The sequence below is a fragment of the Mycobacterium gastri genome (assembly GCF_002102175.1).
GTDB classification, from domain to species: domain Bacteria; phylum Actinomycetota; class Actinomycetes; order Mycobacteriales; family Mycobacteriaceae; genus Mycobacterium; species Mycobacterium gastri.
This window is the reverse complement of record NZ_LQOX01000153.1, coordinates 30,414-45,185: the sequence shown is the minus strand read 5'-3', so window position 1 is coordinate 45,185 and position 14,772 is coordinate 30,414. Positions and strand designations below refer to the sequence as shown.

Annotated in this window: 10 protein-coding genes; 5 read left to right on the top strand and 5 right to left on the bottom strand. The window is 65.5% G+C overall.

Annotation, left to right across the window (positions count from 1 at the left end; all coding sequences use genetic code 11):
- Positions 1-5 precede the first annotated feature (5 nt).
- Complete coding sequence (locus tag AWC07_RS25845) at positions 6-644, top strand: TetR/AcrR family transcriptional regulator (RefSeq protein WP_036417929.1); 639 nt, start codon at positions 6-8, stop codon at positions 642-644.
- 370 nt (positions 645-1,014) lie between these two features.
- On the opposite strand, the gene AWC07_RS25840 is transcribed toward AWC07_RS25845, so the two are convergent.
- Both AWC07_RS25840 and pruA read right to left on the bottom strand, forming a co-directional pair.
- Positions 1,015-1,974 carry a proline dehydrogenase family protein gene (locus AWC07_RS25840; RefSeq protein WP_036417903.1) on the bottom strand — a complete coding sequence of 320 codons (960 nt, stop codon included), beginning with the start codon at positions 1,972-1,974 and terminating at the stop codon, positions 1,015-1,017.
- The gene (gene pruA / locus AWC07_RS25835; protein WP_036417905.1) at positions 1,974-3,605 is read right to left on the bottom strand and encodes an L-glutamate gamma-semialdehyde dehydrogenase; all 1,632 of its coding nucleotides are present in this window, start codon (positions 3,603-3,605) and stop codon (positions 1,974-1,976) included. Before pruA ends, AWC07_RS25840 begins: the two co-directional genes overlap by 1 nt.
- Before the next feature lie 84 nt (positions 3,606-3,689).
- On the opposite strand from pruA, the gene AWC07_RS25830 reads away from it, so the two are divergent.
- Together AWC07_RS25830 and stf0 are read left to right on the top strand one after the other, a co-directional pair.
- On the top strand, positions 3,690-5,282 hold the full coding sequence (locus AWC07_RS25830) for a PucR family transcriptional regulator (RefSeq protein ID WP_036417907.1): 1,593 nt from the start codon (positions 3,690-3,692) through the stop codon (positions 5,280-5,282).
- Positions 5,283-5,333: 51 nt separating this feature from the next.
- The gene (gene stf0, locus AWC07_RS25825) at positions 5,334-6,137 is read left to right on the top strand and encodes a trehalose 2-sulfotransferase (RefSeq protein ID WP_036417909.1); all 804 of its coding nucleotides are present in this window, start codon (positions 5,334-5,336) and stop codon (positions 6,135-6,137) included.
- 97 nt (positions 6,138-6,234) lie between these two features.
- On the opposite strand, the gene AWC07_RS25820 is transcribed toward stf0, so the two are convergent.
- The gene (locus AWC07_RS25820; protein WP_244187707.1) at positions 6,235-6,909 is read right to left on the bottom strand and encodes a lytic polysaccharide monooxygenase; all 675 of its coding nucleotides are present in this window, start codon (positions 6,907-6,909) and stop codon (positions 6,235-6,237) included.
- A gap of 416 nt (positions 6,910-7,325) precedes the next feature.
- Entirely contained in the window at positions 7,326-8,741 is a 1,416-nt protein-coding gene (locus AWC07_RS25815; protein ID WP_036417913.1) for an MFS transporter, read from the bottom strand.
- A 1,153-nt stretch (positions 8,742-9,894) separates the two neighbouring features.
- On the opposite strand from AWC07_RS25815, the gene AWC07_RS25810 reads away from it, so the two are divergent.
- Together AWC07_RS25810 and AWC07_RS25805 are read left to right on the top strand one after the other, a co-directional pair.
- The gene (locus AWC07_RS25810) at positions 9,895-11,076 is read left to right on the top strand and encodes a PPE family protein, SVP subgroup (protein WP_036417931.1); all 1,182 of its coding nucleotides are present in this window, start codon (positions 9,895-9,897) and stop codon (positions 11,074-11,076) included.
- Positions 11,077-11,124: 48 nt separating this feature from the next.
- Positions 11,125-12,276: a PPE family protein gene (locus AWC07_RS25805; protein WP_036417932.1), complete on the top strand. Its 1,152-nt coding sequence runs from the start codon at positions 11,125-11,127 to the stop codon at positions 12,274-12,276.
- A 39-nt stretch (positions 12,277-12,315) separates the two neighbouring features.
- On the opposite strand, the gene AWC07_RS25800 is transcribed toward AWC07_RS25805, so the two are convergent.
- Entirely contained in the window at positions 12,316-14,691 is a 2,376-nt protein-coding gene (locus tag AWC07_RS25800) for an amino acid permease (protein WP_036417934.1), read from the bottom strand.
- Between the last annotated feature and the right edge of the window lie 81 nt (positions 14,692-14,772).

Genomic DNA, 14,772 nt, shown 5'->3' with positions numbered 1-14,772 from the left:
TCTGGGTGCGGACGGCTTCTGCGGTGCTCCAGGCGGGCGATACGCGCGAGCTCATCATCGGGGCGGCGTACGGCTGTTTCCGCAAGCACGGATTACGCAAGACGACGATCGTCGACATCGCCAGGCTGGCCGGGGTATCCCGCAGCACCATCTACGAGTACTTCCCGGGCAAGGCCGCCATCATGGAAGCCTGCGCCGAGCATGCTTCGCAACAGTTCTACCGCGAGATGTCCAAAGCCATGAGCCGGGGCAGCGTGTTGGAGGAAAAATTGAGCCACGCAGCGGTATTCGTTACGCAGGCGCGTCAGGCGATAGCCTCGGCGAAGTATTTCGACGAGGACGCCGTCAGCCTGTTGCTGACCAAGGACGTCGCGGTGCTACTGCGCGAAAGCGTCGACTTCTTCGCGCCCTACCTCGCCGCCGCCAAGCTCACCGGCGAGGTCCGCAAAGACCTCGACGTCGAGGCGGCCGGCGAGTGGTTCGCCCGCATCCTGTTCTCGTTGTTCAGCATGCCATCGCCGATCCGCGATATGGACGACCCCGATGCCCCTGAAGCCGTAGCCGATTTCGTGCGCGCGCATGTGGTGCGGGGTTTCTGCGGTGACCGGCCGCGGCCTGCCCGCAACGCGTCGAAGCCGCGCTGAATGTGTGCTGGCTGCGCCGAGTGTGGAGTGATGGCGTCGAGTGTGCGTTGGTGGCGTCGAGTGTGCAGCGGCGGCGGCGAGTGTGCAGCGGCGGCGGCGAGTGTGCAGTGATGGCGGCGAGTGTGCAGTGATGGCGGCGAGTGTGCAGTGATGGCGTCGAGTGTGCAGCGGCGGCGGCGAGTGTGCAGCCAAGGCGTCGAGTGTGCGGCCAGGGCGGCCGACCCGCAGAAAACCCGCCCAGTGGGCACACTCGACGCCACCAACGCTCACTCGACGCCACCAACGCACACTCGACGGCCCCAACGCACACTCGACGCCACCAACGCACACTCGACGCCACCAACGCACACTCGACGCACACCCGACGCACTCAGCGCACCAAGGCCCGCAGGAAAAACGCGAGGTTCGCCGGGCGTTCGGCCAGGCGTCTCATGAAATAGCCGTACCACTGACTGCCGAACGGCACGTACACGCGCACCTGATTACCGGCGGCGGCCAGCCGCCGCTGCTCGTCGTCGCGGATGCCATACAGCATCTGGTATTCGAACTCGCTTGCGCTACAACCTAATTCGGCAGCCATGCCGCCGGCCGCGCCGATGATCTCCGGGTCGTGCGACGCCACCATCGGATACCCGGAACCCGACAGCAGAACGTGCAGGCACCGCAGGTAGGAGTCGGTGATCTCGGCGCCGTCCCGGTAGGCCACCGCTGCGGGCTCGTCGTAAGCGCCCTTGCACAGTCGCACCCGGGCACCCACCGAGGCCAGCTCCCGGCAATCCGCAAGCGTGCGCCGCAGATATGCCTGCACAACCGTGCCCAGCCAACCGAAATCGACTCGCAGATCCCCCGATATCGACAGGGTCGAATCGGTGGTGGTGTGGTCTTCGGCGTCCACGGTGACCCACACCCCGACCTGCTCGGCCCGCTCGCAGATGGTGCGGGCATTGTCCAAGGCGATCTTCTGACCGTCGCGATCCAGTGCCTGCCCCAGCGCCGACAGCTTGACCGACACCTCCAGCGGTCGTACCCCGTCGAATGCCGTGTCCGGCCGCCGGCCCAGCGCATCGAGCAGGTCGAGGTAGGCCCGCACGGTGGCCGCGGCGCCTTCCGTGTCGGTGACATTCTCGCCGAGGTAGTCGATGCTGACATAGCGGCCCGAAGCACGCAGCGCCGCAACCACTTCCAGGACACTATCCAGAGTTTCACCGGGCACGAACCGGCGCACCACCCGCCGGGTCAGCGACGAGCGCCCGGTCATGAGCCGCAACCTATCAGACCGTCCGGCCGCCAGCAGGGCCGGACGCAGGGTGCGGGCGAACAACCGGGCCATCAGTCGGCAGCCATGTGCGGGTAACGGTGGGCGGTCGCCGGGACGAACGTCTCCTTGATGGTGCGCGCCGACGTCCAGCGCAACAGGTTCAGCGGCGAACCCGCCTTGTCGTTGGTGCCCGACCCGCGCGAGCCACCGAACGGCTGGCGCCCGACGACCGCACCGGTCGGCTTGTCGTTGACATAGAAGTTTCCCGCGGCGAACCGCAGCCGGTCTTGTGCCGTCAGCACGGCGCGGCGATCGTCGGCGATGACTGCGCCGGTCAGCGCGTAGCGCGATCCGGTATCGACGGCGTCGAGGATACGTTCGTAGTGCCCGTCGGGATAGACGTGCACCGCCAGCACCGGCCCGAAGTATTCGGTGGCGAACGCATCGTAGGTCGGGTCGTCGGACAGCAACACCGTGGGACGGACGAAATAGCCGACGCTGTCGTCGTATTCGCCGCCAACCGCAATCGTGACACCGGCCGTACCCTTGGCCCGCTCGATCGCGTCGACGTTCTTGATGAAAGCGCGCCGGTCGATCAGCGCCCCACCATAATTCGACAGGTCGGTGATGTCACCGTATTTCAGCGCGGCAACGGCCCCCAGGAAGTCATCACCCATTTGCTGCCACACCGAGTGGGCGATGAACGCCCGCGACGCCGCCGAGCACTTCTGGCCCTGATAGTCGAACGCTCCGCGAATCAAGGCGGTGGACAACACATCCGGGCGCGCCGAAGCGTGTGCCACCACGAAGTCCTTACCGCCGGTCTCCCCGACCAGCCGCGGATAGCTCTGGTAGTGACCGATATTGGCGCCGACCTGCTGCCACAGGTGGCAGAAGGTGGCCGTCGATCCGGTGAAGTGGATGCCGGCCAATCGCGGATCGGCGAGCGCAACGTCGGAAACCGCGAAGCCGTCGCCGGTGACCAGGTTGATCACACCCGGCGGCAACCCCGCCGCTTCCAGCAGTTGCATGAGCAGATAGGCCGACAGGGTCTGGGTGATCGACGGTTTCCAGACCACCGTGTTGCCCATCAGCGCCGGCGCGGTGGGCAGATTGCCCGCGATCGAGGTGAAGTTGAACGGCGTGATCGCATAGACGAAGCCGTCCAGCGGCCGGTAATCGGTGCGGTTCCACTCCCCCGGGCCGCTGATCGGCTGCTGGGCCAGAATCTGGCGGGCGAACGAGACGTTGAATCGCCAGAAATCCACCAGCTCGCAGGGCGCGTCGATCTCGGCCTGATACACCGACTTCGACTGGCCGAGCATGGTGGCGGCGGCGATCTTTTCCCGCCACGGCCCCGCGAGCAGATCGGCGGCGCGCAGGAACACCGCGGCGCGCTCGTCGAAAGGCAGTGCGGCCCAGCCATTTTTCGCAGCCATGGCGGCCGCGATAGCCGCTGCCGCATCGGCATGGTCGGCGTTGGTCAGGGTGCCCAGCCGCGCGGCATGCCGGTGTGGCGCGACGACGTCGATCGGCTCGCCGTCGCCCATCCGGTGCCGGCCGCCGATAACGTGCGGCAGGTCCATCGGATGATCGGACTGCAAGGCGAGCTCGGCGCGCAGCCGGCCGCGTTCCGGCGAATTCGGCGCATAATCATGCACCGGCTCGTTGACCGGGACCGGCACTTGGGTAATAGCGTCCATGCCTGCCAGGTTCCCCGTCCGGGGACCGGAATCGATTGGTCGATACGACAGGAATTGCCACCGCTGCTAGTAGGATCGGACAATATGCGGGCGCCTGGTGTCGGATTGGGCCAGTTACTCCTCGCCCTGGATGCAACCCTGGTCAATCTGGTCGAAGCCCCGCGGGGGCTGGATCTCACGGTGGCCTCGACAGCGCTGGTCGATTCCGACGATGTGCGGCTGGGCCTGGCCGAAGCGGCGGGCTCGGCCGACGTCTTCTTTCTGCTGGGCGTCACCGCCGACGAGGCGCTGCGTTGGATTGGGGGCCAAGCCCGCGCGCCGGTGGCGATCTTCGTCAAGGAACCGTCGGACGCGGTGGTGGCCCAAGCGGTCCGAGCGGGGTCGGCGGTGGTTGCCGTGGAACCGCGTGCTCGCTGGGAACGCCTTTACCGGCTGGTCAATCACGTCTTGGAGCATCACGGGGACCGCGGCGATCCCATGGACGACTCGGGCACCGACCTGTTCGGCCTGGCCCAGTCCCTCGCCGACCGAATCCACGGCATGGTCAGCATCGAAGACGCGCAGTCTCATGTGCTGGCCTACTCGGCGTCCAACGAAGACGCCGACGAGCTGCGCCGGCTGTCCATCCTGGGCCGCGCCGGTCCGCCCGAGCATCTGACTTGGCTGGCTCAATGGGGCATTTTCGATGCCCTTCGCTGCGGCGGCGAGGTGGTCAGGGTAGCCGAGCGCCCGGAGTTGGGGCTGCGTCCGCGGCTTGCGATCGGGATTCATCAGCCGCCGGTGGCGGCGCGGCGGCCCCCGGTGTTCGCCGGCGCGATCTGGGTTCAGCAGGGCTCGCAGCCGCTGGCCGACGATGCCGTAGAGATTTTGCAGGGCGCGGCGGTGCTGGCCGCCCGGATCATGGCGCGGCTGGCGGCCCGGCCCTCCACGAGCGCGCGGCGGGTACAGCAACTACTCGGCCTGGCCGACGGTGAACCGGTCGAGGTGGCCGCCATCGCGCGCGAACTCGGGCTGGCCAGCGACGGGAACGCCGCGCTGATCGGCTTCGACACCATCGCCGCCGAAAGCCAACCAGCCCGGCTCGGCGATGTCTTGGCGTTGAGCGCCAGCGCTTTTCGTCGTGACGCCCAGGTAGGGGCCAACGGATCACGGATCTATGTGGTGTTGCCGCAGACCGCGACGGCCCGTGCGGTCACCTCATGGGTGCGTGGCACGGTCAACTCGCTGCGCACCGAGCTGGGCGTGCAGCTGCGAGCCGCGATCGCCGCGCCGGTCGCGGGTCTGCAGGGTATCGCCGCGGCGCGCACCGAGGTGGACGGCGTGCTCGACAGTGCTGTGCGCCACCCCATCTCGATAGGGCAGGTGACCTCGGTGGCCGAAGCACGCACCGCGGTGCTGCTCGACGAAATCGTCACGCTGGTCGGCGCCCAGGCGCGGCTGATCGACCCGCGGATACCTGACCTGCGCGCCCGGGATCCGGCGCTGGCCGAAACGTTACGGGTCTACTTGGACAGCTTCGGCGATATTGGCGCCGCCGCGCAGGCACTGCAGGTACATCCCAACACTGTTCGCTATCGAGTGCGGCGGATCGAGAAGCTGCTGTCGACGTCATTGGCTGATCCCGATGTGCGGCTGCTCTTTTCGCTGGGGTTGCGGGTGACCGAACGGTCTGGCTGACACAAGCCGAATCACGCGCAGAGTCAGTTTTCTTCCGGATACTCTTTTTTCGTGGCAGACCGCCCGTCGTCATACCTGGTGTTGGCATCGCAGCGCAGCGGGAGCACGCTGTTGGTCGAATCGTTACGCGCCACCGGCGTAGCCGGCGAACCCCAGGAGTTCTTCCAGTATCTGCCGACGACGAGCCAGCCGCCGCAACCGCGAGAGTGGTTTGCCGGGGTTGACGACGAATCGATCCTGCGCCTGCTCGACCCGCTGGACGACGGTAAGCCCGACGTCGCGCCGGCGGAGATCTGGCGTGACTACATCCGCACGGTCGGCAGAACGCCCAACGGTGTCTGGGGCGGCAAGCTGATGTGGAATCAGACCCCGCTGCTGGTGAATCGCGCAAACCAACTTCCGCAACGCTCAGGCGAGGGCCTCAAGGCGGCCATCCGCGACGTCGTCGGTGAGAACCCGTTCGTTGTCTATGTCTACCGTCCCGACGTCGTGTCGCAGGCGGTGTCGTTTTGGCGTGCGGTGCAGACGCGGGTCTGGCGGGGGCGCCCCGATCCGGTCCGCGACGCCCGCGCCGTCTATCACGCCGGGGCGATCGCCCATGTCGTCACCATGCTGCGCGCCCAGGAAGCGGGCTGGCGCAGCTGGTTCGCCGCGGAGAACATCACACCGATGGAGGTCGCTTATCCGGTGTTGTGGCGCAATCTGACCGAACTGGTCGGCACCATCCTCGAGGCGTTGGGGCTCGACCCGCGGCTGGCTCCCGCGCCGGTGCTGAAGCGGCAGGCCGATCAGCGTTCCGACGAGTGGGTGGACCGCTATCGAGCAGATGCCGAAAGGGACGGGCTGCCTGGGTGATGGTGCGGACCGCGGCCAGCGCACGCCGAACACGCAACGACGGCCCAGCACGCTTACCGGCGTGGGTCCGAGCCGAGCCCACGCTCGACGGCAACGGTCACGTCTCCTTCCAGAGCGCCGGCGTTGCAGCCGGGGTCCAGGTTGGATCGTAGGCGGTGTGCGCCTGCAGGCATCGGTAGGTCTTGCCGTTGTAGGTGACGGTGTCTCCCGCCGCATAGGTCGCGCCGGCGGCCCATGCACTGGCCGCTGCCGGAACCGTCGTCGTGGTGCCGGCGGGCGGGGTCGTGGTGCCGGCGGGCGGGGTCGTTGTGCTGGTGGGCGGTTGGCCGCCGCCGACTTGCAGGTCGACGCAGGAATAAAACGCGTTGGGAGTGTCGCCGATAAGCCATATGGCCAAGAGCTTCTGGCGACCGCTGAACCCACTCAGGTTGACCGTGTGGGTGACCGTCGCACCAGGTGGCACGTTATTGCCGTCGAAGCCGGCGACTTTGGTGGCACCGATGTAATATTCCCAGCCGACGGTCCGGTGTAGTGCGGTGTTGGTCCAGGTGAACGAGACGGTATTGCCGACCGGCGTCGGCCGCCACGGCTTGCTGTCGTCATTGAGCTCGGCGAACTGCCCGAGGCCGCCATTGCAGCTGGTAAGCCCCTTGGGGCCCTCCACACTCTGCGGCTCATACTTGATCGCGCCGCATTGAACTGCACCCTGTGCACACTGGGCCTGACGGCTGGGCGGAGACGAGACAAAGCCATGCGCATAGGCGTTAGCCATCGGAAGAACGACCTGAAGACAAGGGACCAAAGTTGCGGTGCCGATAATAGACAATACGCGGTTCGTCATTTGCGTTTACTCCCTGCGTGTTTCGACTAGATCGCGTTGATGCCGACGCTATTCGGTTGTGGTGATCGAACCTATACACACGAAAGAGATGCGTCAACGATGCTGTTCTTACGGCGTTTCGGAATCTGATTCGGTTGCGATGCCGCATTTTAGGCGAGGCTGGCTATGTACATCGTTGCGAAATCACGCTGTTTGGGCCACACCAAATCAAATTATCTTGGGCTGGAAAATAATTCACTGACATTATTGCCTTGCCGGACGTCGCATAGAGAGAGGCTTGCCAACGGCAACGGTCAACTCGGCCTGGATTACCAGAAGCGAGAGCACGTTGACGCTCTCCTCCGGCATCAGGCAGCAGCCCCTCCGACCGGCTCCCCCGCAGTTTGTTGTCGCAACGCCGGTGCCGGCCCGTGCGGCCGCACGTAGCGCCACCAGGTCAACCACGTGGCGCCGATATAGCACAGCAGGAAGACCCAGAATGCCGGGGTTTCGGTGCCGGCGCTCACATACGACTGCCGCAGCACCAGGTTGACCCCCATGGCACCCAACCCGCCGAGTGTCCCGGCAAACCCGATCAACGCTCCCGACATGACCCGCTCCCAGTCGCGGCGTTCGGCTGCGGTGACATTCAGCGCGCGGCTGCGATTCTGAAAAATCGACGGGATCAGCTTGAACACCGAGCCCTTGCCGATGCCGCAACAGATGAACAGCGTGATGAAGCCGAAGATGTAGCCGATCATCGTATGGACTGTGGGCCCCCCGCGCGTCCCCTGGGTGAGGTCGTCGTGGGTGCTGACCGCGACCAGGAACCCGCCGGCTCCCGCCATGGCGGCCAACGCACTGAGGGTCACGTAGCCGCCACCAAAGCGATCGCCCAACCTGCCGCCGATTATCCGCGCCACCGAGCCCAGCAGCGGGCCGATGAAGGCGATCTCGGCAGCGTGCAGCGATGCCTGTGCGTGGGTCTGCCCCGCGGCCACGAAATTGTGCACCAGCACCTGGCCGAAGGCGAACGCAAAACCAAGAAACGAGCCGGAGCAGCACAGATAGAGAACCGAGATTGCCCACGAGTCGGGAACCCGCAGAACCGATCGCACATGCCCCATGTCGATGACGTGGCTGAGGTTGTCCAGGAACAGTGCCGCGCCGACAGCCGCTACGGCCAGCAGCACCAGGTAGACCGCGCACACCAGATAAGGCGCCTGGTGACCGGCGGTCGCCAGCACCACGAGCCCGACCGCCTGAATGGCCGCCGACCCCAGGTTGGTGAAACCTCCGGTGAAGCCCAGCGCGAATCCCTTGAGCCGCTGCGGGTAGAAGGCTTCGATATGCGCCAGCGAAGCGGCGTAGTTGCCGCCGCCCAATCCGGTCAGCGCGGCGCACACCAGATATGGCCACAACGGCAGGCCGGGGTGAGCCAGCAACACCATCGCGCCGACGGTGGGGATCAGCAACACCAGGGACGAGAACACGGCCCAATTGCGTCCGCCGAACCTGGTGGTAGCCATTGCATAGGGGATGCGCACGATCGCCCCGACGAACGTCGCGGTGGCCGCCAGTAGCAGCTTGTCGCCGGTCGAAAAACCGTAGACGCCCTGCGGCATGAACAGCACCATCACCGACCAGAGGTACCAGATGGAGAAGGCGATGTGCCCGCTGACGTTTGACCAAATCAGGTTGCGACGGGCTATCACGTTGTTGCCGTCACGCCAGGCGGCGGTGTCTTCCGCATCCCAATCCGCGATGCGGTGCGGTCGCGCCATAAGGTACTTACCTTTCACAGACGATGTCGGCGTACCACCGAGCGGCAATACATGGTGGCTTAGTGTGCATTCACTCAGGAAGATCAGGCAACAGTTGGTCGATGCGTTTAGTTGCCCACCGAAACCGCCCGACGTTGCTCGGCCGATCGGTTCGGACGCCCGGCATACGGACTGTCAGATGACGACGCGCCGCCGGCTGGCCGCGGGTTGCCAAACCTCTGCAACGACGGCCCTGACGAAAAGTGCACGAACACTGCTCTTCCTCCGCATCACGAATGACTACCTGATCGGACAGCCATGCAATGCGGTTCTAAGGGGCTTTTGACGACGACCGGTGACACCTGGGCAATGACGAACACGGGCACCGCTGCACGCCGTCACACCGACCACCCGATAGTGAAACCCAATCGCGGTCACCCGACAACTAGACATCACTGACGCACAGGAGATTTTCAGCTCACTTGGCCAGTACTGCCAGCCGAGCCGAGGCTTCACCTCACCGGGCCCGGCTCGGCTTCGAGCCGCAGCCGACGCCCGAGCAGCGGCGATGATGGAGAGCGGCAACGCTTTTCGCTGATGTACCCTTCACCCAGATTGCGGCACTCTCCTGGTTGGTCGAAATAGCTTGCCATGTAACCATATCCGGACTTGCGTAATGCCTGAAACCCAGTCAACAGGCACTGCCGTGGCAGAGTCGCCGGGGGCATGTCCCGCCCTCAGAAATCCGCGATTCGCAAATACTTCCACCCCAACATGATTCGTGTCATGCGGGTGGACGTTCCGGACAGCTCGTCGACCACGGGCCACTTGACCGCATCGTTACACCCGAAGGTTAGCTGTAAATCTCCTGTGCATCGTTGCATTTTGATGTCCATATGCAACAATTGCATGTAACTATTGAATGGTCAGTGAGTCTTGCGCTGTCAAGATTGAGTACGCGGCGGATGGTCAACGTGCGTTGGCAGCCCGGCTCGTCCTTGACTGCGCTTCGCCAATGACAGCCACAATCGTTGCAACACAACAGCTGTAGGGGCGCCAGTTGTGTTTGGCAACATCGCGGTCAGCCGCCGATTGCCTGACCTAGCCACGCGTGCTCAGCGAATCAACGACTCGATTGGTCGCCACCTGGCCGCAACCGAGGAAGGTGATACCGATACTCGACTACGGGGTCCTGCCACCAGAGGTCAACTCGGGCCGAATGTATTCGGGTCCTGGCTCGGCGTCAATGCTGACAGCCGCCGCAGCCTGGGAGGCACTCGCCGCAGGCTTGGAGTCCACATCGCGCGCGTATTGCGTCGTGATCTCGCACCTGCAAGGCGAAAGTTGGTCGGGCAGTGCGTCGGTTGCGATGGGCAGTGCCGTCGCACCATACCTGGCATGGGCGACGGCGACCGGAACGCAGGCCGAGCAGGCTGCCAGCGGGGCTCGTGCGGCAGCGGCCGCCTATGAGGCTGCGTACGCCGCGACGGTGCCGCCGGCGCTGGTGATCGCCAACCGCGACCGGTTGGCGACGCTGGTGGCAACCAATGTTCTGGGCCAGAACACCACGGCCATCGCCGCCACCGAATCCGAGTACGAGGAGATGTGGGCCCAGGATGCGGCTGCGATGTACGGCTACGCCGCCGCCTCGTCGGCAGCGACCAGGCTGACCCCTTTCCGGGAACCACCCCAGACCACGAACCCCGTCGGGCAGGCAGCCCAATCCACCGCGGTGGCCCAAGCCGGCGCCGCATCGGCCGCCAGCAATCTGCACACAAGCCTGACGCAATTGATGTCGACGGTGTCCCAACAGCTGCAAACCCTGTCTGCGGGTGGACATTCGGCCCATTCCTGGTGGCTGGGGCCATCAACGATACTAGCGGCCTTCAGCGCCTTCAACACGCTGGCCGGCCCGGCGAGTTTGGCCTCGAATTTCAGCCGTACCAGCACGTCGGCCGGAAGTTTCCTTACCGGGGCCTACCGATCCAGCATTCAGGCCGGCGGCAGCGCTGCGAAGGCGATAGCTAAGGGCGCCGAGTCGGTTGCTCCGGCAACGCTTCGCGGCCAGGTTGCGGTGAGTGTAGGTAACGCGACACCGGTCGGGCGGCTGTCGGTTCCGCAGGGCTGGGCGACGGCAAATCCGCCGGTCGTGGCGGCTGCCGAAGAGCCGATCTGGTTGTCCGACACCGAACTCGACGGCGGCCCGTCATGGTCAGAGACACCGGAGATGCTCACCGGAACGCCGACCGCCAGCATGGGGCCGATAGCGGGCTTCTCGACGCGGCCCACCGTCGGCAGCGTATTGCGGGTGGAGCCCCGCCGGTTCAAGATGCCACGCCCGTCGCTTGGCGGCTAGTCCGTCGGTTACCTGAACCCGGCCCGTCCATGCACAGAAAGGGTGCCGATGCTTGATTTCGGGATATTGCCTCCCGAGATCAATTCGGCCCGAATGTATTCCGGGCCCGGCACGGGACCGATGATGGCGGCCGCGTCGGCGTGGGCGGCGCTTGCCGCGCAACTGGAACTGTTCGCGGACGGCTACGCCACAGTGCTGTCGGAGCTGCTGGACACCAACTGGTCGGGCGCCGCGGCCATCGCGATGGCCAGCGCCGTCACGCCGTATGTGGCGTGGGCGCGGACCACAGCGGCGCACGCTGAACACATCGCCGGTCAGGCTCGTGCAGCGGCGGCCGCGTACGAAGCGGCTTACGCCGCAACGGTGCCGCCCGAAGTAGTTGCAGCCAACCGCATCCTGCTTGCGGCGCTGGTGGCAACCAACTTCTTCGGTCAGAACACCCCGATGATCGCCGCCACCGAGGCTGCCTATGTGGAGATGTGGGCACAGGACGCGGCAGCGATGTACTGTTATGCCGCTTCGTCGTTGGTTGCGACGCAGTCGGTGCCGCTCAGCGCTCCGCCGCAGAGCACAACTGACGGCGGACCAGCCGACGAGGTGGTTGCGACGGCGCATCTGGTTGCCGCCTCGACCGCCGGACACGCCAAACTATGCCACATTGTGGCGCAGCTGCTGAAACCCCTTGCCACAGCAGGGCATTCGGGTTCTTGGTCGATGGTCTGGCCGACCTTGTTGCTTACGCTCGTCAGCGACTTCAATGCCCTCACCGGCCCGGCGAATCTTGCTGCCGCCCTCAGCCGCACCGTCACCTCCGCGGGCCGATTCGGAACCGGGCTCTACCGCTCCGACGTCCAGGCCGAAGCCAAGGCCATTCCGATTAGCCGGGCGACCACGGTGCGGGCCGGACAAAACGGTGCGGTCCTTGCCCGGGTGGGGCGCGCTGCGACGGTGGGACGATTGTCCGTCCCGCAGAGCTGGACGTCGGCTATCCCGCAGCCCAGCCTTGGCGAGACGCTGCAGCCCCGCGGAACCGGTCTTCGCGCTGTTCCGGGAGGCGCCGCAGCCTCACCGCACGCTATCTCCAACCGGCTGCCCGGCATGGGGCCGATGACCGGCAACGTCGCCCGACGCACCGGCACCCCGGTCTTGCGGAGCGGGCGGCGCCGTTTCACGATGCCGCGTCCGCTATCGGGCGGATAGCCCGGTGCACTGGGTGCCGCCGGCGAGCACATATGACCGTTATCGTCTGCCGGCCTGTTGCGCAGCTCCGGCGTCTCCGGCATCCGGGTTCGTCGGTGGCTCCTGCAGCACGTGGTAGCCGGGGTCGAGCATCCACATGGGTCGATTGCCGCCCTGGCGGGCCTTGCCGGTGATCCGCAACAGCTGACCCGGCTGGATGTCGGCGCCACCGCGCCCGTCGCGAAACGCGATCCGGATGTCTCCGCTCTCGTCGCCCACCAGGATCCATCGCTGGGTCCGCCCGCGTTTGCTGATGTCCTGGACCTGACTGACCCGCCCTTCGATGGTCGCGCGCAGGCCGGGAATCAGCCCTGCCACGGTGATCACCGACGACGGCCGCTCGGGATGCTCGTAGGCGTAGACGGGCGACCCGTCGTCCTGGGAAACCCAGGCTTCGAACTTGTCCAGGACCCGAGCAACCCCTTGCTCGAAGCGCTCGGGGTAGGCCTCTTTGATCCGGGACTGGACGTCGTAGGGCACGATCGTCGCCGCGGCGTCGGGAATCAGGCTGACAGCCCGGGCGATCTTGTCCGCCGTGCGGTCGTGCAGCAGCCGCCCCAGCACCGGCGCGAAAGTTCGGCGTGGCAGCAACACCGTCACGTTGGTATCTGGATGTTCATCGCGCGCTTGGGCGACCAGCAGCTGCGCCGCCCGGTTGATGCGCCGATCCGGACAGTCCACCACCCGCAGCGGGGTCTCGAGCTCGAAGTGATTCCAGCGCTTGCGCAACTGCGCGGCCTGGGCCGCATCGACCATGAAATGCACAGCGATCAGCTCGTCGGCCCGAAGCCCCTTTCCGTACCGCAATGCTTCGAGCACCGAGAGGTCGACCGAGCTGACGAAGACATACACCCGGTGGCGCGCGTACTTCACCACCTCGGGACGGTCGGTCCGGAACATCTCGAGAATGGCCGCCTCGGCTCGGTACTCCCGGTTGAGCCGGGTCAGCACGAACACCAGCACAGGGAATACCACGACGACCAGCCAGGCACCCTCGGTGAATTTCGCCACCGCGAAGATGCCCACCACAACCGTCGACAAGATTCCTGCGGACAGGTTGATCGCCAGGCGGTAACGCCAGCCGGGTTCGCGTTGGGTCAGGTGGTGTTTGGTCATCCCGTAGCCGGCCATCGAGAACCCGGTGAACACGCCGATCGCGTAGAACGGGACCAGCGCGTTGACCGACCCGCCGGTGATCACCAGCAGCGCCACCGAGAGCGCCGTGAGTGTGATGATGCCGTTCGAAAAAACCAGCCGGTAACCACGTTTGGTCAGCTGCCGGGGAAGGAACCGGTCTTCGGCGACGAAACTGGCCAGGGCCGGAAACCCGTTGAAGCTGGTGTTGGCGCCGGTGAACAGGATTGCCGCGGTTGACGCCTGGACCAGAATGAAGAAGACGTGTCCGATCACCCCGGTGCCGAACACCGCCCGGCCGATTTGCGAAAGCACCGAAGGATACTCAGTGCGGTACGGCGTGGCGTGGGTGGCATAGGCAAGGTAGGCGACACCGGCCAGCAAGAAACCGAGAATGCAGGCCATCGTGGTGAGAACTCGACGCGCATTGCGGCCCTGAGGTTTCCGGAACACGTCGACCGTATTGGAGATCGCCTCGACGCCGGTCAGCGACGAACCGCCGTTGGCGAATGCGCGCAGCAGAACCAGGATGGTTGCGCCCATCACCAACCCGCTCCCCTGGTGGACGGGCACCGTCCCCGGCAGTTGCTGAGGGTCGTATATCGGTAATTCCCAGAATATTTGGCGGACGACACCGGTGATGATCGTCAAGGCGATCATGATGACGAAGAAGTACGTCGCCACCGCGAAAGGCCGGCCGGCTTCGCGCATGCCCCGCAGGTTCGCGTAGCAGATGACGATCACCACACCGACTGTGATTTCGAGGCTGTAGGGACCCAGCGCCGGGATGGCCGACACCACCGCGACCGTCCCGGCCGCCGACTGCACGGCGACGGTAACCACGTAGTCGATGAGCAATGCCGCCGCGGCGATCTGCGCGACCCGCGGCCCGAAGTTCTCCCGCGCCACGATGTAGGAACCGCCGGCCCGCGTGTAGGCGATCACGACCTGCCGGTACGAAGCCGTGACCAGCACCAGGATCAGCAGGATGACGCCCGTGATCGGCAACAGCAACGCGAAGGCCGCCAGCCCGGCGCGGGGCAGCAGTTCGATCAGGATCTGCTCCGGACCGTAAGCCGTCGACGAGATGGCGTCCGGCGAGAGTGCGCCCAGCGCAACGGGATTCGACAGCTTCTCGGATGTCAGGCTTTCGGTGATGAGCGGTTTGCCCAGAAAGACCCGCTTGACTATGTCGCCGACCGACAGGGGGATAGCCGGCTTGGCGGCCGGATTGCGAGCCAAAGCGGTCACGACCACTCCTTACCCAACGTGCAGCATTGACGAAGCATTCGATGCATTCTGCCAAGACGATGCATTCTGCCA